The 24,397-nt window shown below is 66.0% G+C and carries 22 protein-coding genes; 14 read left to right on the top strand and 8 right to left on the bottom strand.

Going from position 1 to position 24,397, the window contains the following annotated elements:
• Window positions 1–2: 2 nt before the first annotated feature.
• The 6 genes from ACJJVR_RS03895 to ACJJVR_RS03870 all read left to right on the top strand — a co-directional run bounded on the left by ACJJVR_RS03895 (window position 3) and on the right by ACJJVR_RS03870 (window position 5,108).
• Complete coding sequence (locus ACJJVR_RS03895; protein WP_405402408.1) at window positions 3–797, top strand: quinoprotein dehydrogenase-associated SoxYZ-like carrier; 795 nt, start codon at window positions 3–5, stop codon at window positions 795–797.
• Window positions 798–916: 119 nt separating this feature from the next.
• Complete coding sequence (locus ACJJVR_RS03890; RefSeq protein ID WP_405402406.1) at window positions 917–1,624, top strand: response regulator; 708 nt, start codon at window positions 917–919, stop codon at window positions 1,622–1,624.
• Window positions 1,624–2,766 carry an FIST N-terminal domain-containing protein gene (locus ACJJVR_RS03885; protein ID WP_405402405.1) on the top strand — a complete coding sequence of 381 codons (1,143 nt, stop codon included), beginning with the start codon at window positions 1,624–1,626 and terminating at the stop codon, window positions 2,764–2,766. Before ACJJVR_RS03890 ends, ACJJVR_RS03885 begins: the two co-directional genes overlap by 1 nt.
• Window positions 2,763–4,085, top strand: a complete 1,323-nt coding sequence (locus ACJJVR_RS03880; RefSeq protein WP_405402403.1) for a hybrid sensor histidine kinase/response regulator — start codon at window positions 2,763–2,765, stop codon at window positions 4,083–4,085. Before ACJJVR_RS03885 ends, ACJJVR_RS03880 begins: the two co-directional genes overlap by 4 nt.
• Before the next feature lie 85 nt (window positions 4,086–4,170).
• Window positions 4,171–4,776 (top strand): hypothetical protein, encoded by a 606-nt coding sequence (locus ACJJVR_RS03875; RefSeq protein ID WP_405402401.1) that lies wholly within the window; start codon window positions 4,171–4,173, stop codon window positions 4,774–4,776.
• Window positions 4,773–5,108, top strand: coding sequence for a hypothetical protein (locus tag ACJJVR_RS03870; RefSeq protein WP_405402400.1), 336 nt, complete (start codon window positions 4,773–4,775; stop codon window positions 5,106–5,108). The genes ACJJVR_RS03875 and ACJJVR_RS03870 overlap by 4 nt, the downstream gene beginning before the upstream one ends.
• A gap of 10 nt (window positions 5,109–5,118) precedes the next feature.
• Here ACJJVR_RS03870 and ubiB read toward each other — a convergent pair whose 3' ends face one another.
• Entirely contained in the window at window positions 5,119–6,651 is a 1,533-nt protein-coding gene (gene ubiB, locus ACJJVR_RS03865; RefSeq protein ID WP_405402398.1) for a 2-polyprenylphenol 6-hydroxylase, read from the bottom strand.
• Between the two features lie 4 nt (window positions 6,652–6,655).
• A complete protein-coding gene (gene ubiE / locus ACJJVR_RS03860) occupies window positions 6,656–7,402 on the bottom strand; it encodes a bifunctional demethylmenaquinone methyltransferase/2-methoxy-6-polyprenyl-1,4-benzoquinol methylase UbiE (RefSeq protein ID WP_405402395.1) in 747 nt (248 codons plus the stop codon).
• A 76-nt stretch (window positions 7,403–7,478) separates the two neighbouring features.
• Here ubiE and mutM point away from each other — a divergent pair, with 76 nt between their 5' ends.
• The 8 genes from mutM to ACJJVR_RS03820 all read left to right on the top strand — a co-directional run bounded on the left by mutM (window position 7,479) and on the right by ACJJVR_RS03820 (window position 17,382).
• Window positions 7,479–8,324: a bifunctional DNA-formamidopyrimidine glycosylase/DNA-(apurinic or apyrimidinic site) lyase gene (mutM, locus tag ACJJVR_RS03855; RefSeq protein WP_405402394.1), complete on the top strand. Its 846-nt coding sequence runs from the start codon at window positions 7,479–7,481 to the stop codon at window positions 8,322–8,324.
• Window positions 8,325–8,393: 69 nt separating this feature from the next.
• On the top strand, window positions 8,394–9,170 hold the full coding sequence (locus ACJJVR_RS03850; protein WP_405402392.1) for an enoyl-CoA hydratase: 777 nt from the start codon (window positions 8,394–8,396) through the stop codon (window positions 9,168–9,170).
• A 157-nt stretch (window positions 9,171–9,327) separates the two neighbouring features.
• The gene (gene rpsT, locus ACJJVR_RS03845) at window positions 9,328–9,597 is read left to right on the top strand and encodes a 30S ribosomal protein S20 (RefSeq protein ID WP_045982305.1); all 270 of its coding nucleotides are present in this window, start codon (window positions 9,328–9,330) and stop codon (window positions 9,595–9,597) included.
• A gap of 545 nt (window positions 9,598–10,142) precedes the next feature.
• Complete coding sequence (gene dnaA, locus ACJJVR_RS03840) at window positions 10,143–11,504, top strand: chromosomal replication initiator protein DnaA (RefSeq protein WP_405402390.1); 1,362 nt, start codon at window positions 10,143–10,145, stop codon at window positions 11,502–11,504.
• Between the two features lie 84 nt (window positions 11,505–11,588).
• Window positions 11,589–12,707, top strand: a complete 1,119-nt coding sequence (gene dnaN, locus ACJJVR_RS03835) for a DNA polymerase III subunit beta (RefSeq protein ID WP_405402388.1) — start codon at window positions 11,589–11,591, stop codon at window positions 12,705–12,707.
• Complete coding sequence (recF, locus tag ACJJVR_RS03830) at window positions 12,704–13,786, top strand: DNA replication/repair protein RecF (RefSeq protein ID WP_405402387.1); 1,083 nt, start codon at window positions 12,704–12,706, stop codon at window positions 13,784–13,786. Before dnaN ends, recF begins: the two co-directional genes overlap by 4 nt.
• Before the next feature lie 241 nt (window positions 13,787–14,027).
• On the top strand, window positions 14,028–16,463 hold the full coding sequence (gene gyrB / locus ACJJVR_RS03825; protein WP_405402386.1) for a DNA topoisomerase (ATP-hydrolyzing) subunit B: 2,436 nt from the start codon (window positions 14,028–14,030) through the stop codon (window positions 16,461–16,463).
• A 172-nt stretch (window positions 16,464–16,635) separates the two neighbouring features.
• Window positions 16,636–17,382 carry an outer membrane protein gene (locus tag ACJJVR_RS03820; protein WP_405402384.1) on the top strand — a complete coding sequence of 249 codons (747 nt, stop codon included), beginning with the start codon at window positions 16,636–16,638 and terminating at the stop codon, window positions 17,380–17,382.
• 51 nt (window positions 17,383–17,433) lie between these two features.
• Here the strand turns inward: ACJJVR_RS03820 and pdeM are convergent, their stop codons facing one another.
• The 6 genes from pdeM to ACJJVR_RS03790 form a co-directional block, all read right to left on the bottom strand.
• A complete protein-coding gene (gene pdeM, locus ACJJVR_RS03815; protein WP_405402383.1) occupies window positions 17,434–18,090 on the bottom strand; it encodes a ligase-associated DNA damage response endonuclease PdeM in 657 nt (218 codons plus the stop codon).
• Window positions 18,087–20,462 (bottom strand): ligase-associated DNA damage response DEXH box helicase, encoded by a 2,376-nt coding sequence (locus ACJJVR_RS03810; protein ID WP_405402381.1) that lies wholly within the window; start codon window positions 20,460–20,462, stop codon window positions 18,087–18,089. The genes pdeM and ACJJVR_RS03810 overlap by 4 nt, the downstream gene beginning before the upstream one ends.
• Entirely contained in the window at window positions 20,459–22,009 is a 1,551-nt protein-coding gene (locus ACJJVR_RS03805; RefSeq protein ID WP_405402380.1) for a cisplatin damage response ATP-dependent DNA ligase, read from the bottom strand. Before ACJJVR_RS03805 ends, ACJJVR_RS03810 begins: the two co-directional genes overlap by 4 nt.
• Entirely contained in the window at window positions 22,006–22,998 is a 993-nt protein-coding gene (locus ACJJVR_RS03800; protein WP_405402531.1) for a ligase-associated DNA damage response exonuclease, read from the bottom strand. Before ACJJVR_RS03800 ends, ACJJVR_RS03805 begins: the two co-directional genes overlap by 4 nt.
• A gap of 73 nt (window positions 22,999–23,071) precedes the next feature.
• Window positions 23,072–23,962, bottom strand: a complete 891-nt coding sequence (locus ACJJVR_RS03795; RefSeq protein ID WP_405402378.1) for a DMT family transporter — start codon at window positions 23,960–23,962, stop codon at window positions 23,072–23,074.
• A 124-nt stretch (window positions 23,963–24,086) separates the two neighbouring features.
• Complete coding sequence (locus ACJJVR_RS03790; protein WP_042246023.1) at window positions 24,087–24,386, bottom strand: HU family DNA-binding protein; 300 nt, start codon at window positions 24,384–24,386, stop codon at window positions 24,087–24,089.
• Window positions 24,387–24,397 lie beyond the last annotated feature (11 nt).

Here is a 24,397-nt window from a genome sequence, read left to right as displayed (position 1 = left end):
CAATGAGACTGTGGCTGACTCTGACGGCGGCGCTGCTGGCCGCGCCCGCGATGGCGCAGGACAATGCGCTGCAACCGTCGCCCACATGGGAGGATCTGCGCGGCGCGGTGATGGATCTGGACACCGATCCGCCGCAGGACGCGACGGCGCTGGACCTAGACGCGCCGCCCCGTGCCCATGACGCGGCCATTGTCCCGATCCGACTGACGCAGGCACCCGACGCCCCGCCCATCACGGCCCTGACCCTGATCATCGACGAGAACCCCGCCCCCGTCGCCGCCGAATACGCGTTCGGCCCCGCCCTGATGCCCCTGGATTTCGAGGTGCGTGTCCGCGTCGACAGCTATTCCGACGTCCGCGCCATCGCGACCCATGCCGACGGCGCGCAGGTCATGGCCGGGCGGTTCGTCAAGGCTGCGGGCGGCTGTTCGGCCCCGGCGGGCAAGGACATGGCCGCGACCAATGCGACGATGGGCCAGATGCGCTGGCGCAGCGAGGTGCAGGATGGCCAAGACATCGGCACGCTGATGATCCGGCACCCGAACTTTTCCGGATTACAGCGCGATCAGCTGACGCTGTTGAACATTCCCGCCCATTTCATCGACCGCCTGGACGTCCGCCAGGGGGACGCATTGCTGTTTTCGATGTCGGCGGGAATTTCGGTCAGCGAGGATCCGGTATTCCGGTTCCGCTATGAACCCGATGGCCAGACGATCAATGTCAGGGTCGAAGACACCGATGGCAACATCTGGACAGAAAGCTTTGCGCCGATCGACCCCGCGGTCAAGAAAAGCTAGATCCGCGTCCGACCTTTGTCGGACCGGACGCTTGCTTTATGTGCACCCTGCCCTAAACTGGGCTGACGGCGGCGCTCTTGAGGAGGAGACGCAGCCGACAGAACTCAGGGAGGATTGCCATGACAGCTGCTGCGATGCAGGCGCGTCCCGTGGCGCCAGCGCGCCCGTCCGCCGACCAGGTCCGTGAGATACTGATCGTCGATGACCACCCGTTGATGTGCGACGCGCTGGCCCTGACGCTCAAGATCAGCTTTGGCCTGAAAAACGTCCGAACCGCGCGCAGCCTTGGTGCGGCGGTCGAACAGATCCGGATGCAGGGTGCACCCGACGCCGTGATCCTGGACCTGAACCTGCCGGACGCGCGCGGGGCCGAGGGCATCGTGACCCTGCGCCGCCAATTGCCGGATGTGCCGATCACCATGATCTCGGCCGATCTGGAAGGGGCGATGATCTCGACCGCGATGGCGGCGGGGGCACAGGGTTATATCAGCAAGTCGCTGTCGCGAGAGGCGCTGGTCGACAGCCTGCGCCGCATGTGGGAGGGGGAACATGTCACCCCCGAAGGGTATCGGCCTGATCAGGACGGCGCCGGCAATGATGCCAAGGCCGCATTGGCACGGCGTTTTTCATCGCTGACGCCGCAGCAGATGAAGATTCTGCGGCTGATCTGCAAGGGCAAGGCCAACAAGGAGATCAGCTACGAGCTGTCGATCGCCGAGGCCACGGTCAAGACCCACATCACCGCGATCATGTCCAAGATCAACGCCCGCCGCCGCACGCAGGCCGTGCTGCTGGCCAATTCGATCCGGCTGTTCGAGGCCGGCTGATGAACACCGACCCGGCTGCGAAGGAGGGCGCATCCGGGCCGGTCGCTGTGCAGGCCGACCGCGGCGGGACCGACATGGTCCCGACCCTGCTGGACGGCCTGCGCGGCATTGATCCCGCGCTGGTGCTGCTGTTCGGCGCGCAGGCCGACGATCTGACCGCGCTGCATGCCGGGCTGACGCCGCATCTGCCACGAGACTGCATCATGGTCGGATGCTCGTCCGCCGGAGAGATCGGGCCGCAGGGCTATGCCAGCGACAGCGTCGTGGCAATCGGGTTCCCCGCCTGCCATTTTCGCGCCGCGTCGCTGGTGCTGCCGGATCTGGCCGCATTGCCGGTGTCCGGGTGGATGGCGCAACTGCGCCGGATGGCGCGCGATTTCGGTTCCGACCCGGCGCGCCATCTGTTCGGATTGCTGCTGACCGACGGGCTGGCGGGCCAGGAGGATGTGCTGGTGTCCACGCTGGACGCGGCGCTGCCGTCTGTCCCGGTGCTGGGCGGATCGGCGGGCGACGGGCTGAATTTCTGCCGCACCTCCCTGCTGGCGCAGGGTATGGTGCAGTCGGGCGTCGCGGTGTTCCTGCTGGTCGAGACGGACCTGGCCATCCACGAGGTGACATTCGCCCATTTCAGCCCCACCCCAACCCGCGCGGTGGTCACCGCCGCCATTCCTGACAAGCGCTGCATCCTGGAACTGAACGCCGAACCTGCGGCCCAGGAATACGCCCGTCTGACCGGTCTGCGCCGCGTCGACCTGACGCCCACCGAATTCGCCCGCCATCCCCTGCTGCTGCGCATGGGCGGGCGGCATCATGTGCGCGCCATCAGGGCGGTCACCGACGATGACGGGCTGTCGCTGATGTCGTCGATCGATACCGGCACCGTCCTGACACTTGGCCGGTCCGAAGATCTGATCCAGGGCTTTTCCGACCTGCTGGATGCGCTGCCCACGCCGCCGCTGATGGTGCTGGCCTTTGACTGCATCCTGCGGCGGCTGGCCCTGGAACGCGCCGGGCTGACCGACCGCATGTCAGACCTGTACCGCCGCCACCGTGTTGTCGGGTTCAATACCTATGGCGAACAGCACAGCGGCATGCATGTAAACCAGACATTCGTGGGCCTGGCCTTCATGGAGGTCCAATGATGATGCGTGACGGCGACCTGCCCGACCGGCAGATCGCCAAGCTGACCCGCATCAACGCCGTCCTGATCGACCGCATCGACAGGCTGGAGGAAACGCGCGGGTCAGCATGGTCGATGTTCCAGGCCGCCGTGGCGTTGGAGCAGGAGGTTCTGGCCCGCACCCGCGATCTGGAACGCGCGATGGCCGACCTGTCGCAAAGGAACCGCGAACTGGCCGTGGCCCGCGCCCTGGCCGAAGAGGCGAACAGGTCCAAGACCCGCTTTCTGCGCGCCGCCAGCCACGACCTGCTGCAACCTTTGTCTGCTGCGCGGCTGTTCCTGTCGGCGCTGACCGATACCGCGATGGACCCGCATCAGACCGAATTGACCGATAGGCTTGGCAGTGCCTTTGAATCGGTCGAACAGCTGATGCATGCGGTGCTGGACATCTCTCGGCTGGACAGCCAGCGGATTGAATTCAATCGCCAGCCGGTGCCGCTGGACGACCTGTTCCGCAGGCTGGCCGCCGAATTCGCGCCGGTGGCGCAGGCCAAGGGGCTGCGTCTGCGGTTCATGCCCACGACCGCGGTGGTCGACAGCGACCCGATCTTTTTGCGTCGCATCGCGCAGAATCTGGTGTCGAATGCGATCAAATACACCCATCGCGGCGGCGTGGCGGTGGGCGCGCGACGCAAGGGGGCAATGTGCTGGCTGTCTGTGTACGACACGGGGATGGGCATCCCGGCAGTGGACCGCAACCGCATCTTTGACGAATTCCAGCGGCTGACCCATGACAGCGCGACCCCCGGCATGGGGCTGGGCCTGTCCATCGTGCGCCGTGCCTGCGCCAAGCTGGGTCACCCCATCAGCCTGTCGTCCGAGGCGATGCGCGGCACGGTCTTTCGTGTCGGTCTGCCGCTGGTGCAGGCGCTGACCGATACGCCCCGCCTGGCGGTCGCGACCCTGCCCGCGCTGCGCGGCCGCGTGGCCCTGGTGGTCGAGAACGACCCCGAGATGCGCCGCGCCTATCAGATGATCCTGCGCGACCGGCTGGGCATGGTGCCCCGCATCGCGGGCGACACCGCCGAGGCGTTGGCCACGATGGGGGATGAACCCCCCGACGTGATCCTGGCCGATTACCACCTGGAAAACGGCGATACCGGCTTTGCCGCGATAGAGGCCTTGCGCGCGGCGTCCGACAGGCCGGTGCCCGCGGTGATCGTGACGGCACATCGCGATCCGGCCATTTCACGGCACTGTGCGGCCATGGGGATCCATTTGTTGGAAAAGCCCGTCAGCCCCCCCGACCTGGCCGAGATCCTGGGCCGCCTGCTGGCCTAAGACCAAGGGAGGATGCACACGCCGCCGGGGCTTGCGCCCCGGTCCGTCCCGCGCCCATCATGCCCAGACGTTTGGGAGGACGACCATGACCCGCGCCATCGCACTGGCCCTGATACTGGGGCTTGCCCCCCTGCCCCTGGCTGCCGCCGAGGCCGGCGACGCGGTCTTTGCCGAACGCGGCCCCTGGGATCTGGGCGACACGGCGTTGGAATGGCGGATGACTGTCGCGGGCCCCGCCGTCGAGGGGTTTCGCCCGACCGACAACGGGCTGGTCACCCTGTCCCAAGGCATCGACCCCAGCGACCAGCAGCCGATCCTGGAACTGAACCAGAAGGCTGCGCCCATCGATCGCACGATCGGGCCGTTCCCGATATCGTCGGGCGACCCGGTGCTGACCTTCTTTCTGGAACAGACGACCCGCGACATGGCGGCACTGACCGGCGGCAGCCCCTTTTATATCCGCAACCGGATGAAGGAGGCGCTGTTTCAGGGCGGAGAGGTCACGACAACCGATGACGGCATCACGGCCAGCTTTCAGCCCTTTGCCCAGGATGCGAATGCGGCGCGGATGAACGGGTTTCAGACGCTGACGCTGACATTCGTCATGGCCGCGCCGGACGAACCCATCCGCGAATTGCGGGCCGAAACCGATGACGCGGCGGGCTATCGTAACGCACTGGTGCTGCAATGATCCGCGCGGGCGCGGTGGCACTGGCCCTGTCGGCTGTCCCCGCATCGGCACAGGCGGTGAACGACTATCCGACGAATGCGAGGGTCGAATACGCCTTTGCCTGCATGGCGACCAACGGGCAGACGCGCAACATGCTGGACCGCTGTTCCTGCGCGATCGACCGCATCGCCGAGGTCCTGCCCTATGCCGATTACGTCGGCGCGGAAACCGTTCTGCGGATGCGCCAGACCACCGGCGAACGGTCCGGCATGTTCCGCGGCATGGCCGCCTTGACCGAAACCGTGGCAACCCTGCGGCGCGCCGAGGCCGAGGCCGAGATCATCTGTTTCTGACCGACGCGTCCTAGAGCGACAGGCCGATCCCCGCGCCAGCCGCCAGTGCCAGCACCGCGACCAACAGCAGCGTGCCGGTGCTGCGCGGCTGAATCAGCGTCAACCGCGCCTCTTCGGGGTGGGCGCGTTCCCACAGGGCCTGTTCGATCATCCGCGGCAACAGGGGTCCGTACCGGCCCACGGTCTGCGCGATATGGGTCAGGTCGCTGATCGCGGCCTTGGGCCCCACGCTGGCCTTGATATAATCGGACACGACCGGCTTGGCCGCGTCCCAGATGTTCAGCTGGGGGTCCAGCGACCGGGCCACACCCTCGACCACGACCATGGTGCGTTGCAGCAGGATCAGTTCGGTCCGCGTGGGCATGCCGAACCGTTCCGTCACCTCGAACAGATAGGACAGCAGGTTGCCCATGCTGATCCGGCTGGCATCGGCGCCAAAGATCGGCTCGCCCACGGCGCGCAGGGCGCGGGCGAATGCGGCCTCGTCGCGGTCGCGGGGGACATATCCAGCCTCAAAATGGACCCGCGCAACCAGGCGGTAATCACGCTGGATGAACCCGTACAGGATCTGGGCATAGACGCGGCGGGTATATTCGTCGATCTCGCCCATGATGCCGAAATCATAGGCGATGACATCGCCATTGGCCGCGACCTTGAGGTTGCCGTGGTGCATGTCGGCATGAAAGAACCCGTCGCGCAGCGCGTGCGACAGGAACAGCTGGATCACCCGGCGCGCCAGATCGGTCGTGTCGTGGCCCGCCGCGATCAGCGCGTCGCGGTCGCCCATCGGCAGGCCTTCGGCCCAGTCGGCGGTCAGGACGCGACGCGAACACAGCGCCCAATGCGGCATGGGGATCTGAAATCCCGTGTCGCGGGCGGTGTTCTCGGAAAATTCCGACGCGGCCGCAGCCTCCAGGCGCAGATCCTGTTCGCCGGTGACCGTCTGTTCGAAATGGCGCACCACGTCGCGCGGACGCAGGCGGCGGGTACCGGGGGACAGCAGCTCGATCAGGCGGGCGCCGAAATGGAACGCGTCGATGTCGCGCCGGAACGCCGCGCCGATGTCGGGGCGCACGACCTTGACGGCAACCTCTCGGCCCGTCTCGCGGACGCGGGCGCGGTGGACCTGGGCGATCGACGCGGCGGCAACGGGTTCGGAAAACTCGCTGAACAGCTGATCGACCGGGGCGCGCAATTCCGTCTCTATCGCCTTTTTGGCCACATCGGTGGGAAAGGGCGGCAGACGGTCCTGCAGCATGCGCAGCTGTCCAGCCATTTCCGGGCCCACGACATCCGCGCGCGTCGACATGATCTGGCCGAACTTGATATAGGCCGGGCCAAGCGCGGTGATCGCGCGCGTGATCGGCGGCAGGGTCGGATCGCCCTTGTAGCCCAGCCAGCGGAACGGTCGGCCCAACACCCGTGCGGCCAGACGCACGCGGATCGGCGCATCGACGGCGTCCAGGACGGCGGCCATCGCGCCGGTCCGCTCAAAGGTCGCACCCGTGCGGATCAGACGCAGGATGTTGTGGGGTCCGCGCATTGGCCTATAATTTCCAACCGGAATGCAGGGCGGCGATGCCCATCGACAAGTTGCGCCACTGGACACGACCAAAGCCCGCATCACGGATCAACTGGGCAAAGCTGTCCTGATCGGGAAACTTGCGGATCGATTCGACCAGATACTGATAGCTGTCGCGATCGCCCGTCACCGCCTGTCCCATCGCCGGGATCACGTTGAAACTGTAGCGGTCATAGGCCCATTGCATCGCGGGCACCGGGATTTGGCTGAATTCCAGCACCATCAGCCGCCCGCCGGGTTTCAGCACGCGATACGCCTCGGCCAGCGCATCGGGAATGCGCGTCACGTTGCGGATGCCAAAGCTGATCGTATAGCGGTCGAAACTGTTGTCGGCAAAAGGCAGCGCCATCGCATCGCCCGTGACCCATGCCAGCCGGTCGGCCTTGTCGACGGCATCGGCGCGCTTGCGCCCCTCGACCAGCATCGATTCGGTCATGTCGCAAACGGTCACGCGCGCGCCGGGCGCCCGGTCCAGGAACCGGAACGCCACGTCGCCCGTGCCGCCCGCCACGTCCAGCAGATGCTGCCCATCGCGCGGCGCCAGCCAGTCCATCATCGCGGTCTTCCAGACGCGGTGGATGCCCACGCTCATCAGGTCGTTCATCACGTCGTATTTCGACGCGACGCTGGAAAAGACCTGATGGACCATGCCGGCCTTCTGATCCTCGTCCACGGTCCGAAAGCCGAAATGGGTCTGCCTGTTGTCCGTCATCACGCTTGCCGTTTGCCTGTTCCATTGCCAGATAGGTCCGGCTTGCCGCGCGCACAATGCGACGAAAGGAACACGATTGCCAGAACTGCCGGAAGTCGAGACCGTTCGCCGCGGCCTGTTGCCCCATCTGCAAGGCGCGCGCATCGTTCGCGCCCAGATCAACCGCCCCGACCTGCGCTGGCCCATGCCGGTGGACCTGATGCAGGTGCTGACCGGCGCCACCGTCACCGCGCTGCGGCGGCGGTCGAAATACCTGCTGGCCGACCTGGACCGGGGGGGCACTGTCCTGTGGCATCTGGGCATGTCCGGCCGCATGCTGGTCGAGGGCGCGGGCCTGGCGGGGTTCCACCGCGACCCGGGCATCCATGCGCGCCACGACCATGTGGTGCTGACCACCGATGCGGGCACGACGATCACGTTCAACGACGCGCGCCGGTTCGGCATGGTCGACCTGATCCGCGATGGCACGTCCCATCCGCTGCTGGACCATCTGGGCCCCGAGCCTTTCGATGCGGTCTTTACGCCCGCCTATCTGTCGCCGGCCTTTGCGGGGCGGCGCGTGCCGGTGAAACAGGCCCTGCTGGACCAGCGCATCGTGGCGGGTCTGGGCAACATCTATGTCAGCGAATCGCTGTGGCGTGCGGGCATCGATCCGCGCCGGGCGGCGGGGCGCATCGGGGCCGCGCGCATCGGGACACTGGTCGGCCATATCCGTGACGTGCTGACCGACGCCATCGCGGCGGGCGGGTCGTCATTGCGCGATCATCGTCAGGCCAGCGGAGAGCTGGGCTATTTCCAGCACAGCTTTCGCGCCTATGACCGTGCGGGCATGCCCTGCCTGCGGGATGGCTGTTCCGGCACCATCACGCGGGTCGTGCAATCGGGGCGGTCGTCCTTTTACTGCCCCGCCTGTCAGAGGTGAACGGTTGGACGACTGCGCGGCCCTCTGCTAGGACGGGGGCCACGCAATCTGCCAACGAGGTCCAAGCCTATGGCTTACGAAACCATCATCGTGGAGATCGAGGACGAGGTCGCCCTGATCCGGCTGAACCGCCCCGAGGCGCTGAACGCGCTGAACGCCACGCTTCTGGAAGAGCTGTCGGCCGCCCTGTCGGATGCCGACCGCAACGACAAGGTCCGCTGCATCGTCCTGACCGGCAGCGAAAAGGCCTTTGCCGCCGGTGCCGACATCAAGGAAATGTCGACCAAGACCTTTGTCGAGGTCTACGAATCCGACCTGTTCGGCGCCCAGATCGAGGCGATCACCCGCGTGCGCAAGCCGATCATCGCCGCCGTCAGCGGATACGCCTTGGGCGGCGGCTGCGAGCTGGCGATGGTGTGCGATTTCATCATCTGTGCCGAGAACGCCAAGTTCGGCCAACCCGAGATCAACCTGGGCGTCTGCGCAGGCATCGGCGGCACACAGCGCCTGACGCGATTCGTGGGCAAGTCCAAAGCGATGGACATGAACCTGACCGGTCGCTTCATGGATGCGGCCGAGGCCGAGCGCTCTGGTCTGGTCAGCCGCGTGGTGCCCACCCCCAAGCTGATCCCCGAGGCGATGACCGCTGCGCGAAAGATCGCCGAGAAATCCCAGATCGCGACCAAGACCGTCAAGGAGGCCGTGAACCGCGCCTATGAGACGACCCTGCGCGAGGGGCTGTTGTTCGAACGCCGGTCGTTCCACGCCCTGTTCGCGACCGAAGACCAGAAGGAAGGCATGGCCGCCTTTCTGGAAAAGCGCGAGGCGCAGTTCCGCGACAGATAAGGGTTTTCTTTTCAGGACGGCTGGCCTATACGCCCCGACTTACATGCGTGTGGGCCCGCTTTGGCAAGAATCATGTCCGTCCCGAACAGGGACGGCGCCATGGGGCTTTTGCACGTTCGAAATTTAGACATGCAACCGACCCGATAGGAAGACACCCATGGCCAACACGCCCCAGTCCAAAAAACGCGCCCGCCAGATCGAACGTCGCACCGACGTCAACAAGGCCCGCCGTTCGCGCATCCGCACCTATATCCGCAAGGTCGAAGAGGCCATCGCGTCGGGCAATGCCGATGCGGCGGCACTGGCGCTGAAAACCGCGCAGCCCGAACTGATGCGTGGCGTGACCAAGGGCGTCGTGCACAAGAACACCGCGTCGCGCAAAATCTCTCGTTTGGCGGCCCGCGTGAAGGCGCTGTCGGCGAACTGATCCACAGGCCCCAAGGGGCCGCGCGACCAGCATTCCCACGCCCTACGGGCACTGGAATACAGCATCGGGTGCAGGCGAAAGCCCTGCGCCCGATTTGCGTTTCTGCACCTGCAACATTTTGAAAAATTGAACGATTTCAATCAATTCAGAAAATTGTTAATCGAGTCAAAGGCATCGCAGATTCGGCGCGGCCAAGTTGCTGTCAAGCGCAGAGTTCGGTTGCAGCTATCCACAAGCTGGGGCTAGTTTCCTCCTTGCGATTCACGTCGCTTGGGGACGGGCCGGGCCCTGTGGACAGATCTTCGGATCCGTCAGGGACGACGGCCGGGCCGCGAAGAACACCTCTTCCGCCTTCGGGTTCACGACATCCGGCTGCCACCGGGTGTCCGGGGACCTGTGTCCAGGACCGAAAACGGGCTGATGCCCCTTGATCGACCGCGGTTGTGGTCGCAGGGGCACTGTTTTTGCTTGCCACCCGAATGACGTGAATTCTGTCCCGTCGGATCAACCGACGGGGATTGGGGACAGGCACGGGAAACGGGACGATGATGGATAAGATCTGGGGTCAGGCATGCGCCGAGCTGGAACAAAGCGTGGGGCCGAACAACTACAACCACTGGATCAAGCCGCTGCGCCTGACGGCGATTGACGACGGGGCCGCACGATTCGTCAGTCCGACGCGATTCATTTCTGATTGGGTCGGGCGGCATTTCGCCAAGGACATCATGGCGGTGCTGACCCGCCACGGCGCGCCCGTCGAACGCCTGCGCTTCGACGTGGGCAGCGCCGCGGCACGCCCGCAAGCCCAGGCCGCCGCTCCTGCGGGTCACGTGGCCGAGGCACCGACCACCCGTGCGCCGCGCGCCGATCTGGGCGCGCCGCTGGACAACCGCTTTACCTTCGGGAACTTCATCGTCGGCAAGCCGAACGAGCTGGCCCATGCCGCCGCGCGCCGCGTGGCCGAGGGCGGGCCCGTGGGCTTCAACCCGCTGTTCCTCTATGGTGGCGTGGGTCTGGGCAAGACGCACCTGATGCACGCTATCGCGCATGATTATCAGGCCCGGCACCCGTCGGCGCAGGTGCTGTACCTGTCGGCGGAACAGTTCATGTACCGTTTCGTGCAGGCGCTGCGCGAAAGTTCGATCATGGATTTCAAAAGCATGTTCCGGAACGTGAACATGCTGATGGTCGATGACGTGCAGTTCATCGCCGGCAAGGACAGTACGCAGGAAGAATTCTTTCACACGTTCAATGCGCTGGTCGATCAGGGAAAGCAGATCGTGATTTCCGCCGACCGCGCGCCCGCCGAAATCAAGGGCCTTGAGGAACGCATCAAGTCGCGCCTGTCCTGCGGCCTGATCGTGGACCTGCATCCGACCACCTACGAGCTGCGTCTTGGCATTCTGCAGTCCAAGACCCAAGGATTCCGGGCCCAGCAACCCGATCTGGAGATCGGCGCGGGCGTGCTGGAATTCTTGGCGCATCGCATCACCACCAACGTCCGCGTGCTGGAAGGCGCGCTGCAGCGTCTGTTCGCGCATGCCAGCCTGCTGCGCCGCGAGATCACGCTGGAGGTGGCGCAGGAATGTCTGGCCGACATCCTGCGGACCAATGACCGCAAGATCAACATCGACGACATCCAGCGCAAGGTCGCCGAACACTACAACATCCGCCTGGCCGACATGATGGGCCCGAAACGTGCCCGCAACGTCGCCCGGCCACGCCAGATCGCCATGTATCTGTCGAAACAGCTGACCAGCCGGTCCCTGCCCGAGATCGGGCGCCGCTTTGGCGGGCGCGACCACACCACGATCATGCACGGCGTCCGCAAGATCGAGGAACTGCTGGTCGAGGACAGCGCAATGGTCGAGGATATCGCCGTGTTGAAACGGATGCTGGAAGCCTGATCACGAAATTCTTGTGAGTGCCCGCGTGGGCGGCTACACATCAGGTCCGGCAAGGGCCGCAGAGCCATGGGACAGGGGAAACTGATGAAATTCTCGATCGAGCGCGCCGTTCTGGTCAAGGCCGTGTCGCAGGCCCAGTCGGTCGTGGAACGCCGCAACACCATCCCGATTCTGGCCAACGTGCTGATCGAGGCCACCCCCGAGGGCGTCAGCTTTCGCGCGACCGATCTGGACACCGAGGTCGTCGACCGTTCCATCGCGCAGGTGGAACGCCCCGGTGCGACGACCGTCAGCGCCGTGATGCTGAACGAGATCGCGCGCAAGCTGCCCGACGGTGCCCTGGTCCAGTTGGCCAGCGACGACGCAACGGGTCGGCTGTCGGTCCAGGCCGGGCGGTCGTCCTTCAGTCTGGCGACCCTGCCGCGGGCCGATTTCCCGGTCATGGCCACAAGCGAATACAGCGCGAACTTCAAGGCGCCTGCATTGGTGCTGCGTCGGTTGTTCGACAAGTCGAAATTCGCGATCTCGACCGAAGAAACGCGGTACTATCTGAACGGCGTCTACATGCATGTGGCGCAATCCGAGGACGGCCCCGTCCTGCGCTGCGTGGCGACCGATGGTCACCGTCTGGCCCGCATCGACGCACCTCTGCCGGTCCATGCCGATGCGATGCCCGGCGTGATCGTGCCCCGCAAGACCGTGGGCGAACTGCGCAAGCTGCTGGACGACGACGAGGCCGAGATCGCCGTGTCGGTCAGCGAGACCAAGATCCGCTTTGCCACGCCGACGATCACGCTGACCTCCAAGGTGATCGACGGGACGTTCCCAGATTACAGCCGCGTCATCCCGCAGGGCAACACACGCAAGCTGGAGGTGGACGCCGCCGATTTCGCCCGCGCCGTCGACCGCGTGGCCACCGTCAGCAGCGAACGTTCGCGCGCGGTCAAGCTGTCGCTGGACGCCGACCGGTTGGTCCTGTCGGTCAACGCCCCCGATGCGGGTGCCGCCGAAGAGGAGCTGATCGTCGCCTATGCCGACGAGCCGCTGGAGATCGGGTTCAACGCCAAATACCTGCAGGAGATCGCGGGTCAGGTCGATCGCGACAATGCGGTGTTCCTGTTCAACGGGTCCGGCGACGCCGCCCTGATCCGCGAGGGCAGCGACCTCAGCGCGGTCTATGTCGTCATGCCGATGCGCGTGTGACACTGACGGCGCTGCGGCTGTCCCAGTTCCGGTCCTGGCCGCGGCTGGATCTGCCGCTGGACGCCCGACCGATGGCGATCCACGGGCCCAACGGGTCCGGCAAGACGAACATTCTGGAAGCCCTGTCCATGCTGGCCCCCGGTCGCGGATTACGCGCGGCGGCCGCCCCAGATCAGGCGCGGATGGGCCCTGATGCGGGCTGGCGAATCCGCGCAACGCTTGGCGATCACGCGGTGGAAACCGTGGCGCCCCCCGGCCAGCCCCGCCATGTCATCCTGGACGACAAGCCCGTGACCCAGACCACGCTGGCGCGGCTGGTGCGGGTCATCTGGCTGGTGCCCGCGATGGACCGGCTGTGGTCGGACGCCCCCGAAGGGCGACGGCGGTTCATGGACCGGGTCACCCTGTCGCTGATGCCTGATCATGCAGACTTGGCGCTGGCCTATGAAAAGGCGATGCGCGAACGCAATCGCCTCCTGCGCGATCAGATCAGCGACCCCGGATGGTACCGCGCACTGGAATCGCAGATGGCGCAGGCCGGTGCGGGCCTGACCCGCAACCGCCATGCGGCGCTGTCCGCGATCATGACCGCGCAGGACGGCGGCACCGATTTCCCCGCCGCCCGCCTGACCCTGCTGCCGCAGGACGGGTTCGCCGACGACGCCGATGCGGACGCCATCGCCGCACGTCTGTCCGCGATGCGGCATCGCGACATGGCTGCGGGGCGGACGCTGACCGGCGCGCATCGTGCCGATCTGGGCGCCAGTTGGGGGCCGCAGGACATGCCCGCCGCGCAATCGTCCACCGGAGAGCAGAAAGCGTTGCTGCTGTCGCTGATTCTGGCCAATGCGCGTGCGCTGTCGGACCAGCCGGTGCTGTTGTTGCTGGACGAGGTCGCGGCCCATCTGGACGCGGACCGGCGCGCGGCGCTGTATGACCGCATCACCGACCTGCCCGCCCAGACCCTGCTGACCGGCACCGGGCCGGAACTGTTCGGGGCCTTTGGCCCCCGCGCCCGCAGCCTGTCTGTGACCAAGGCCGACGGTGCCTCGGCCGCGACCGAGGGCGCGTTGTCCTGACCGTGCGGACGTTGGCGCGATAAGAGTTCATGGCAGCATTGGCAGTGCCCCACGCGGCTGCGACGGACGGCCTTTTTGGCCGGGCTGACCGCCTGTGTCAGGGGGGCCGTGGCGGTCTGCGGGACAGATCCGGGCAAGCCCGGCACAAAACCCGCCGACGAGACCGAAAAACCCAGTCAAAGCCGTGACTTTGCCCCGGTGAAAGCCTATATCAGGGCATGACGAACAGAAAGCCCGACGCATGACCGACACCGCCGCCCAACCCGCTTTGTACGACGCCGATTCCATCAAGGTTCTCAAGGGTTTGGACGCCGTGCGCAAGCGTCCTGGCATGTATATCGGCGACACCGACGACGGGTCCGGTCTGCACCACATGGTCTATGAGGTCGTGGACAACGGCATCGACGAGGTTCTGGCGGGCCACGCCGACTTTGTTTCGGTCAAGATCCATGCCGACAGCAGCGTCAGCGTGCGCGACAACGGCCGCGGCATTCCTGTCGACATGCATGCGGGCGAAGGCGTCAGTGCCGCCGAGGTCATCATGACCCAGCTGCATGCGGGCGGAAAGTTCGACCAGAACAGCTACAAGGTGTCTGGCGGCCTGCATGGCGTGGGTGTGTCGGTTGTGAACGCCCTGTCCGACTGGCTGGAGCTGCGCATCTGGCGCAACGGCAAGGAACATTATGTCCGTTTTGAACGCGGCGACACGGTCAAGTCGCTGGTCGTCGTGGGCGACGCGCCGGGCGAAAGCGGGACCGAGGTGCGGTTCCTGGCATCCGCCAAGACGACCCACCCCGAAGGCACGTTCAGCAATCTGGACTATGTCTTCAAGACGCTGGAGAACCGCCTGCGCGAGTTGGCGTTCCTGAACAGCGGCGTGCGCATCATTCTGGAGGACGAGCGCCACGCCGAGGTCCAGAAGACCGAACTGTTCTATGAGGGCGGCGTCAAGGAATTCGTGAAATACCTGGACCGGTCCAAGACCGCCGTCATGCCCGACCCGATCTTTATCACCGGAGAGAAGAACGGCATCAGCGTCGAGGTCGCGATGTGGTGGAACGACAGCTATCACGAGACCGTCCTGCCCTTTACCAACAACATCCCGCAGCGCGACGGCGGCACCCACATGGCCGGTTTCCGTGGCGCGCTGACCCGCGTGATCGGAAAATATGCGCAGGACAGTGGCATCGCGAAAAAGGAAAAGGTCGATTTCACCGGCGATGATGCCCGCGAAGGCCTGACCTGCGTGCTGTCCGTCAAGGTGCCTGACCCGAAATTCTCCAGCCAGACCAAGGACAAGCTGGTGTCGTCCGAGGTTCGCCCGGCAGTCGAGGGGCTGGTCGGCGAAAAGCTGTCCGAGTGGTTCGAAGAGAACCCGACCGAAGCCCGCCAGATCGTCGGCAAGATCATCGAGGCGGCGCTGGCCCGCGAGGCCGCCCGCAAGGCGCGCGAACTGACGCGGCGCAAGACGGCGATGGACGTGGCATCCCTGCCCGGCAAGCTGGCCGATTGCCAGGAGAAGGACCCGGCCTTGTCCGAATTGTTCATCGTCGAGGGTGACTCGGCTGGTGGGTCGGCCAAACAGGGCCGGTCGCGTCAGAATCAGGCCGTGCTGCCCTTGCGTGGCAAGATCCTGAACGTTGAACGCGCGCGGTTCGACCGCATGCTGGGCAGCGACCAGATCGGTACGCTGATCACCGCGCTTGGCACCGGGATCGGACGCGACGAATTCAGCCTGAAGAAACTGCGCTACCACAAGATCGTCATCATGACCGATGCCGACGTTGATGGCGCACACATCCGGACGCTGCTGCTGACGTTCTTTTTCCGCCAGATGCCGGATCTGATCGAGGGCGGGCACCTGTATATCGCGCAGCCGCCACTGTACAAGGTCGGTCGCGGACGGTCCGAGGTCTATCTGAAGAACGAGGCCGCACTGGAGGAGTACCTGATCCAGCAGGGTGTCGATGGTGCATCCCTGCGCCTCGCATCGGGCGAGGAGATAAGCGGCCTGGACCTGGCCCGCGTGGTCGAGGAGGCGCGCGTGGTGCGCCGCATTCTGCGTGCCTATCCGACGCACTATCCGCCCCACATCACCGAACAGGCCGCAATCGCGGGCGCGCTGGTTCCTGGCCGCATCGACCAGGATGCCCAGGGGGTCGCCACCGACATCGCCGCCCGCCTTGACCAGATCGCCGAGGAGTACGAGCGCGGTTGGGAGGGTCGTCCGACCCAGGATGCCGGCATTCGCCTGTCGCGCACCCTGCGCGGCGTTGAGGAAAACCGGACCCTGGACGGTCAGATGCTGCGCAGTGGCGAAAGCCGCAGGCTGGGAGAAATGACCCAAGCCCTGCAGGACATCTATGCCAAGCCCGCGCGCCTGATCCGCAAGGACCGCGATCAGCCGATCCACGGCCCCCTGGGTCTGTTGCAGGCGGTGTTCCTGGAGGGCGAAAAGGGCCTGTCGCTGCAACGCTACAAAGGTCTGGGAGAGATGAACCCCGAACAGCTGTGGGAAACCACGCTGGACCCGGTCGCGCGCACCATGCTGCAGGTCCGGATCGAAGACGTCGCCGAGGCCGAGGACCTGTTCACCAAGCTGATGGGCGATGTCGTCGAACCACGTCGCGAGTTCATCCAGCAGAACGCCCTGAACGTCGAGAATCTGGATACCTGACGGGTCCATGTTGCCCAAAGGTCACTGTCCTTGCCCACCACAGCGTGCAAGGACGGTGCACCCTGCGCGTTTCAATTGATCTTTTGCTGATTCTCTGTGCTGGGTTGTCATGACATCATCCGCAATTCGGGCGCAGACCATGTGCGTGCCCCATGCTTTCAGGAGTATCTCCATGCGTCTCTCCTATTTCGTTTCCGTGTCTGCCCTGGTCCTGGGTTCGGGCGCTGCCTCTGCTGGTGGCATCATCTCTCCCGTCATGGACGTGTCACCGGTCGTCGTGACCACCGAGGCGCCGATCGCCGCGGCCTGGGGCGGCGCCTATGTGGGCGGATCGCTTGGTTACATCTTTGACACCGATGATCAGGTCGGGTTCTCCGAGGTCATCGACGGTGATGACGTGGGTCTGGTCGGTGGTCTGGGCGATGTCGGCATCTCCGGCGCGACCGCCGGTTTGCAGCTGGGCTATCGCTGGCAGCGTGGCAACTGGGTCTTTGGTCCCGAACTGGGCGTCGAATTCGGCTCCGTCGACGAGAGCATCGACTTTGGCGATGACGTCGACGCCACGTCCGGCAGCGTCGAGAGCGAGATGAAGAACATTGCGACGCTGGTCATGAAGACCGGATACGCAGTCAACCCGCAGACGCTGGTCTATGGAACGTTCGGCGTCGCGCGCGGTGATTTCGATTATACGGTCAGCACCGATGACGGGTCGCTGACCCGCGGCTTTGACGCCACAGGTGCCGCCGCCGGGCTGGGCGTGGAGCGTATGATCAACGCCCGCACCTCGGTCTTTGCCGAATACCAGTACCGCGATTTCGGCAACGAGCGTATCGAATTCACCGATGGCATCGACACCGTGTCGACCCGCGCCAGCATGACCATGAGCACCGTCAAGGTCGGCGCGAATTTCCGCTTCTGATCGGACCGCCAGACGACAACGGGGCCGGCCGCGATGCGCGCCGGCCCTTTTTCATGCGCGGCGCCGCATTCCAACCGGAACCGGCAGGGCCCGTGATCCGCAGGCGATGGCCAGACCCTGTGGCACCAGCGTGGCCAAGGCGCGGTCAGTGACCTCCAGCCCGCCGGTATAGGCGCCAAAGGCCGGCAGGATCAGGTGATCGCGTCCGACCAGAAAACAGCGCCGCCGCTGGCCCGCCAGCCGGATGCAGGGGTGGTAATGGCCCGACACGTCCGGCCCCGACCCCGCCTCGTGGCGCAGGGTCAGGCCATCGCACAGGTCCACCGCCGTGTCGCCGGGCAGGCGCTGACAGATGGCACCCGGATCGTGATTGCCGCTGACCCAGATCCATCGCCGCCCCTGTGCCATCGCGCGCAGGCGGTCGCAAACATCGTCGGGCAGCGCGCGCCCCGCCGCGTCGTCGTCGAACCCGTCGCCCAGGCTGACCACGACCGCCGGATTGGTTGCCGCAATCTCCGCCTGCAGGCGGTCCAGCGTTTCCAGCGTCTCGTACGGGGGTAACAGGGCACCGCCGCGCCGCGCCATGCGTTCCGATTTGCCCAGATGCAGATCGGCCACGATCAGCCAGCGCCGCTCGGGCCAGAACAGCGCGCCGGTGGCCCGCGCCTGCAGCGTCTGGCCACCGAATTCAAAGGAATGGAATGTCACGAAAGCCCTGCCTCTGCCATCATTGCGGCCGCCTCGGCCTCGGCCATGCGTTCACGTCCCTGACCCGCAATGGGAACGCGGCCCAATTCCAGCATCAGCGGCGCGGCCAAAGGGGACACCCGGTCCAGCATGCGGTGATCCAGGCGGTCAGTCCGGTCCAGCATTTCATCGATCCGGCCAAAATCCACAAGCCCCCTGCTGGCCTCGGATGCGGTGATGCGCAACATCAGATGGTCCGGGTCGTATTTGCGCAGCGTGTCGTACAGAATATCGCTGGAGAACGTTGCCTGTCGCCCCGATTTTCGCGCACCGGGCAGGTTGCGCTGGATCAGACCCGCGATGGTGGCCACGTTGCGAAAGCTGCGCTTCATCACCGCATTGCTGGCCAGCCAATCGCCCAGACCCTCGCGCAGGCCGTCCCTGTCCAACAGCGGCGCAGGGTCGGTGACAGCGTCCAGCGACCAGATCAGCAGCGCGTAATCGGTGGCAAGGAACCCCAGGGGTGCCAGCCCCGCCTCCTCCATCAGGCGCGTCATCAACAGACCCAGCGTCTGCAGCGCATTGCGCCCGGCAAAGCCATAGACGGCCAGATGCCAGCGGCCCTGATGGGGAAATGCCTCGGTCAACAGGGTGCCCGGACGCGGCAGGGTGCTGACCCGCGCCTGCAGCGCCAGCCAGTCGCGGGTATCGGCCGGCAGGCCGGCATGCGCCCCCGGATCGCCGATCAGCGTCAGAACGCGGTGCGACAACTGCGTCGATGTCGCCAGCTTCATTCCTGAAAACGTCGCGATGCGGGGTTCTTTGGACGGCTGTTTCGTCACCTCGACAACCATCTCGCGCAGTGCGTCGTACCGGACCGTCTGTCCGCCGATCAGAAAGGTATCGCCCGGTGCCAGCGTCGCGGCAAAGCCTTCCTCGACCTCGCCCAGCGGCGCGCCACCTCGGCCACGATAGCGGACCTTGAGCATTTCCGCCTCGACGATGGTCCCGATATTCATACGCAGGTTGCGCGCCGCGCGCGGGTCGCGCAAACGCCACAGCCCGTCGCGTTGCATCAACCGCTGCCAGCGGTCATAGGCCCGCAGGGCATAACCGCCCGTCGCCGCGAACGCGACGCAGTCATCGAAATCGGCGCGGGCCAGATCCGCATAGGGTCCGGCGGTGCGAACCTCTGCGAACAGTGCATCGGCATCGAACGGCCCCGCACAGGCAGTTAGCAGGATGTGCTGGCACAGCACGTCCAGCGGCCCCGGCCCACGGTCGTCGCCGTCCAGGTCGCGTTCGCGCACGGCCTGCAGTGCGGCGACACATTCGATCACCTCGAACCGGTTGGCGGGCACGATCCGCGCGCGCGACGGCGCGTTATAGCGGTGGTTCGCCCGGCCGATCCGCTGGACCAGCCGCTTGACGTTGCGGGGCGCGCCGACCTGGATCACCAGATCGACCGCGCCCCAGTCGATACCCAGATCCAGCGACCCGGTGGCCACGACGGCGCGCAACTGGCCCGCGGCCATCGCCGCCTCGGTCCGGGCTCGGGCCTCACGCGACAGGCTGCCGTGGTGCAGGCCGATGGGCAGGTTCGCGTCATTCGCGGCCCACAGCGCCTGAAAGAACAGCTCTGCCTGTGCGCGGGTGTTGATAAAGATGATCGTCGTCGTGGCCTGCGCCACCGCGGCCAGCACGTCTGGGACAGCGTAATGCCCACCCGCGCCCGCCCAGGGCGGCGCCTTGGCGGTGGCCAGCATGGCGATGTCGGGGTCGGGGCCGGGATCGGCATGGATGACCGTCGCTCCGCCCATGAAACGTGCCAGCCGCGATGGATCCTCGACCGTGGCCGACAGGCCCGTGACCTGCAGGTCGGGGGCCAGCGCACGCAGCCGCGACAGGGCCAGCATCAGCTGGTCCCCCCGCTTGTTTTCGGCCAGCGCGTGCAATTCATCCAGAACCACCCGGCGCAATCCGCCAAAGATCGCAGGGGCCTGTTCGTATGACAGCATCAGCGCAAGCGATTCCGGCGTGGTCAGCAGGATGTCGGGCGGGTCGGTGCGCTGGCGGGCGCGTTGGCTGGCACGGGTGTCGCCGGTCCGGTCCTCGATCCGGATGTCCAACCCCAGATCGGCCACGGGGCGCGACAGGTTGCGCGCGATATCCGCTGTCAGCGCCTTGAGCGGCGAGACATACAGCGTGTGCATCCCCTTGTGCGGCGCGGTCAGGTCCACCAGCGTGGGCAGGAACCCCGCGAGCGTCTTGCCGCCTCCGGTCGGCGCGATCAGCAGGCTGTCGGTGCTGGCCTCCAGCAGCGCCAGCTGATGCGGATGCGGTTGCCATCCCTGCCGGGTGAACCAGTCGTGGAACGCGGGGGGCAGCGTCACGGGATCATGTCCTTCAGCGTCTCCAGCCGATCGGCCTCGGGCGCGGGCTTATCCCACCGGATACGGCTGATGCGGGGAAACCGCATCGCAACACCGGACTTGTGGCGCGGGGATGCGTTCAGCCCCTCGAACGCGACCTCCAGCACCAGCTTGGGCGCAACGGAGCGTACTGGCCCGAACCGTTCCGTGGTGTTGTTGCGCACAAAGCGGTCCAGTTCCCGCAGCTCTTCATCGGTGAACCCGAAATAGGCCTTGCCCACGGGCACCAACACATCCCCATCCCACAGGCCAAAGGTGAAGTCGCTGTAGAACCCCGACCGCTTGCCATGACCGCGCTGCGCGTACAGCATCACCGCGTCGATCACCATCGGGTCGCGCTTCCACTTGAACCACGGCCCGCGCGGGCGACCGCCGACATAGGCGCTGTCGCGGCGCTTGATCATCACGCCCTCGATCACGATGCTGGGCGGGTCGGCGCGTAGGGCGGCCAGGTCGTCCCAGGTGTCGAAAGACAGCAGCGGGGACAGGTCGATCCGGTCGCTGCCGAAATCGGCGGTCTCCAGAACCGCGCGCCGGTCCTGATGGGGCATGTCGCGCAGGTCGCGCCCCTGCCAGATCATCGCATCATAGACCCGCAGACCCGCCGGATGGCTGTCCAGCAGCGCGCGCCCCACGACCTTGCGGCCCAATCGTTTCTGCAGGTCGCCGAACGGCGCAACGTCGGCACCGCGCCGGACCAGCAGTTCGCCATCCACCGCCCCGTCGAAATTCAGCGCCTCCAGCAGGTCGGGGAATGCCGCGCCCACGTCCTCTCCGGTCCTGGAATACAGGCGCCGCGTGCCATCGTCGTTGATGGCCTGCACGCGGATGCCGTCCCATTTCCATTCGGCAATGTAATCCGCCGGATCGAACGCGCGCAGCTGGTCCAGATCGACCGGCGTGGACAGCATCACCGGCCGGAACGGTGCCAGTGCCGCATGTTCGGGGCGCGTGCCGCCCGCGATCCAGTCGAACAGCGGTTGATAAGGGGGCGTCAGTCCGTGCCAGATTTCCTCGATGTCCTTGACCTCGGGGGCGCCCATCTCGGCCAAGGCGATGCGGGCCATGCGGGCGGACAAGCCCACGCGCATGTTGCCCGTCGCCAGCTTCAGGAACGCCAGCCGCTGCGAAGGGCCAAGCCGGTCCAGCATCGCGGTGATCGCCGCAGGCAGGCCCGCGCGTCCGGTCCCCGACAGCAGGTCAACCGCGTCGCGCAGGGGAACGTCCTGATCCTGATCGGTGTCCCACAGCAGCGCGATGGTTTCCGCCAGATCGCCGACGAAATCATAGGACATCGCGAACAGCTGTTCATCCACCCGCCCCGCCATCAACCCGCGCAACAGGCCCGGCGTCACTGCCCGCAGCTTCAGATCGCCGGTCAGTGCGGCCAGGGCATAGCCACGGTCGGGGTCGGGCGTTGACTCCAGATAGTGGCGCAGCAGGCGCAGTTTCGCGTTGCGCGCGGCGGTAAAGGCCAGACGTTCCAGCAGATGGGCAAACGCCTTCATTCCGGCTCGTCCTCGTATCCGATCAGGCGCAGGGGGCGGGATGCGATCCCCTGCAACTCGCACCAGCGCATCAACCCGTCCTCGGTCCCGTGGGTGATCCAGACCTCCTGCGGGGCCAGCTCGGTGATTGTCTGGGTGACCTGCGGCCAGTCGACATGGTCGCTGATCACCAAGGGCAGTTCCACCCCGCGCTGGCGCGCCCGCGCCCGGACCGTCATCCAGCCCGATGCAAAACCGATCACCGGGTCGCGGAACCGCTGGACCCACGCGCTGGCAAAGGCCGACGGCGGCGCGATGACCAGTTGGGCATCGACCTGTTTCGCAGTGGCGGGAACCAGCGGGCCAAGGTCGATCCCCTGTTCCACGTGAAAATCGCACAGCCGCTGCAGCGCGCCGTGGATGGCGATGGGCCCGTCGATGCCCGCCTGACGCGCCAGTGCGATGACCCGCTGTGCCTTGCCCAGGGCATAGGCGCCGATCAGGTGTTGGCGTTCGGGAAACTCGGCCATGCTGGCGATCAGTTTGGTCATCTCGGTCAGCGGGTCGGGGTGGCGAAAGACCGGCAGGCCGAACGTCGCCTCGGTCACGAAGATGTCGCAGGGAACGGGCTCATAGGGCGCGCAGACCGGGTTCGGCGCGCGGCAATAGTCGCCCGACACGACGATCTTGGGGCCCCGATCGGGCATCACCGCGATCTGGGCAGACCCCAGAATATGGCCCGCGGGGTGAAAGCTGACCTGCACATCGCAGATGCGGGCCACGCCCTCGGCCGTCTGCCGGGTACCGGTGAAATCCTCGCCATAGCGGATCGCCATGATGTCCAGCGTCTGTTGCGTGGCCATGACCGCGCCGTGACCCGACCGGGCGTGGTCGCCATGCCCGTGTGTGATCAGCGCGCGGGGCACCGGACGGACAGGGTCGATATAGAAATCGCCGGGGGGGCAGTACAGCCCGGCCTCGGTCGGATGCAGTATCTGGTCGGGACGCATGGCACCATCATGACAGGGGTTCACGCGGGTTCAACGCCGCCGATGGCCGCAGGGGTCCGTCAGCTGGCCCCAATCAACTGGGAGGCGGACGCTTGACCGGAGGTGCCTTGGACAGCTGAACGGCCAGAATGCCCACCATTATGACCGCCACGCCGATCACGTCGCCCGCGCCCAGATCCTCTCCCAGAAACAGGGCGGCAACGGCCACGCCAAAGAAGGGCGTCAGGAAATGAAAGGTCGCCGCCCGCACCGCACCGATGCGGCCAACCAGCATGAACCATACAAAGGTCGCGACCAGCCCCGGCACGATGACCGTGTACAGAAACGCCACGACCAGACGCGGGGTATAGGTGACGTCCCAGGTTTCGAACCACGGCGCGATCAGGCCCAGCGTGACGGCACCGACCAGCATCTGCAGGCCCACGATCATCATGACATTGCCGCCCGAACTGGCCCCCCGGACGGTCAGCGTGGCAACCGCCAGCGCCAGCGCCGCAACGAAACACATGGCAATTCCGGTCAGGTCGCTGCCGCCCTGCAGGCGCGCACCCATGATGATCGCCACGCCGGCCACGCCCAGGACCAGCCCGGTCACGCCCATCGGGCGCAGGCGTTCGCCCATCAGGGTCCAGCCCAGGAACGCCACCAGCAACGGCATGGTGGCCGCGATGATCGAGGCAAGGCCCGCCTCGATCCACTGCATCGCGGTCCAGTTCAGGCCCAGGTACAGCGCGTTCTGGCACAGGCCCAGGATCAGCACCGCGCGCCATTGAACGCGCGTCAGATTGCGCCATGTCTGCCCCATCGCCCAAGCAATCAGCACGCCCACCACCCCCGACAGCGCAAAGCGCAGCGCCAGCGACATCAGCGGCGGCGCCTCGGTCACGATCATCCGGGTCGAGGTAAAGGCCGAGGCCCACATCACCGCAAAGCCCAGACCCATCAGCAGCGCGCGAAGATCCATGGGCCGTGCCTTTCTTGCAGGTGATGCAAAACGGCTAGCAGAGCGCCACCGCCGGGTGAAGTCATAAAGAAAAGGGGCCGTGCCCGATGGCACGACCCCAATCCGTCATCGCAGGTTCTGCGGATCAGCTGTTGACGCTGTCCTTCAGGGCCTTGGCGATGGTGACCTTGACCTGCTTGTCGGCGGGCTTGGTCATCATTTCCTGGGTCTGCGGGTTGCGGACCTGACGCTCGGGACGGGCGCGGCAGGCGATCTTGCCGATGCCCGGCAGGGTCACCGCGCCGCCACCGGCGACTTCGCGGGTCACGATCGCCACGATCGCGTCCAGAGCGGCCGAAGCGGATTTCTTGTCCGAGCCCATTTCCTCGGCGATGGTCGCCACCAGTTGGGTTTTGGTCATCGGTTTTGCAGCAGCCGTAGCCATGGTCCGTCTCC

The sequence above is a fragment of the Paracoccus sp. Ld10 genome, assembly GCF_045064235.1.
Lineage (GTDB): Bacteria > Pseudomonadota > Alphaproteobacteria > Rhodobacterales > Rhodobacteraceae > Paracoccus.
Note: the sequence above shows the minus strand (reverse complement) of the source record. Positions and strands in the feature narration are given on the sequence as shown.

Coding starts and splice junctions, on each gene's coding strand:
- ACJJVR_RS03895 (WP_405402408.1), top strand. CDS start 3: ATGAGACTGTGGCTGACTCTGACGGCGGCGCTGCTGGCCGCGCCCGCG.
- ACJJVR_RS03890 (WP_405402406.1), top strand. CDS start 917: ATGACAGCTGCTGCGATGCAGGCGCGTCCCGTGGCGCCAGCGCGCCCG.
- ACJJVR_RS03885 (WP_405402405.1), top strand. CDS start 1,624: ATGAACACCGACCCGGCTGCGAAGGAGGGCGCATCCGGGCCGGTCGCT.
- ACJJVR_RS03880 (WP_405402403.1), top strand. CDS start 2,763: ATGATGATGCGTGACGGCGACCTGCCCGACCGGCAGATCGCCAAGCTG.
- ACJJVR_RS03875 (WP_405402401.1), top strand. CDS start 4,171: ATGACCCGCGCCATCGCACTGGCCCTGATACTGGGGCTTGCCCCCCTG.
- ACJJVR_RS03870 (WP_405402400.1), top strand. CDS start 4,773: ATGATCCGCGCGGGCGCGGTGGCACTGGCCCTGTCGGCTGTCCCCGCA.
- ubiB (WP_405402398.1), bottom strand. CDS start 6,651: ATGCGCGGACCCCACAACATCCTGCGTCTGATCCGCACGGGTGCGACC.
- ubiE (WP_405402395.1), bottom strand. CDS start 7,402: ATGACGGACAACAGGCAGACCCATTTCGGCTTTCGGACCGTGGACGAG.
- ACJJVR_RS03850 (WP_405402392.1), top strand. CDS start 8,394: ATGGCTTACGAAACCATCATCGTGGAGATCGAGGACGAGGTCGCCCTG.
- rpsT (WP_045982305.1), top strand. CDS start 9,328: ATGGCCAACACGCCCCAGTCCAAAAAACGCGCCCGCCAGATCGAACGT.
- dnaA (WP_405402390.1), top strand. CDS start 10,143: ATGATGGATAAGATCTGGGGTCAGGCATGCGCCGAGCTGGAACAAAGC.
- dnaN (WP_405402388.1), top strand. CDS start 11,589: ATGAAATTCTCGATCGAGCGCGCCGTTCTGGTCAAGGCCGTGTCGCAG.
- gyrB (WP_405402386.1), top strand. CDS start 14,028: ATGACCGACACCGCCGCCCAACCCGCTTTGTACGACGCCGATTCCATC.
- ACJJVR_RS03820 (WP_405402384.1), top strand. CDS start 16,636: ATGCGTCTCTCCTATTTCGTTTCCGTGTCTGCCCTGGTCCTGGGTTCG.
- ACJJVR_RS03805 (WP_405402380.1), bottom strand. CDS start 22,009: ATGAAGGCGTTTGCCCATCTGCTGGAACGTCTGGCCTTTACCGCCGCG.
- ACJJVR_RS03800 (WP_405402531.1), bottom strand. CDS start 22,998: ATGCGTCCCGACCAGATACTGCATCCGACCGAGGCCGGGCTGTACTGC.
- ACJJVR_RS03795 (WP_405402378.1), bottom strand. CDS start 23,962: ATGGATCTTCGCGCGCTGCTGATGGGTCTGGGCTTTGCGGTGATGTGG.
- ACJJVR_RS03790 (WP_042246023.1), bottom strand. CDS start 24,386: ATGGCTACGGCTGCTGCAAAACCGATGACCAAAACCCAACTGGTGGCG.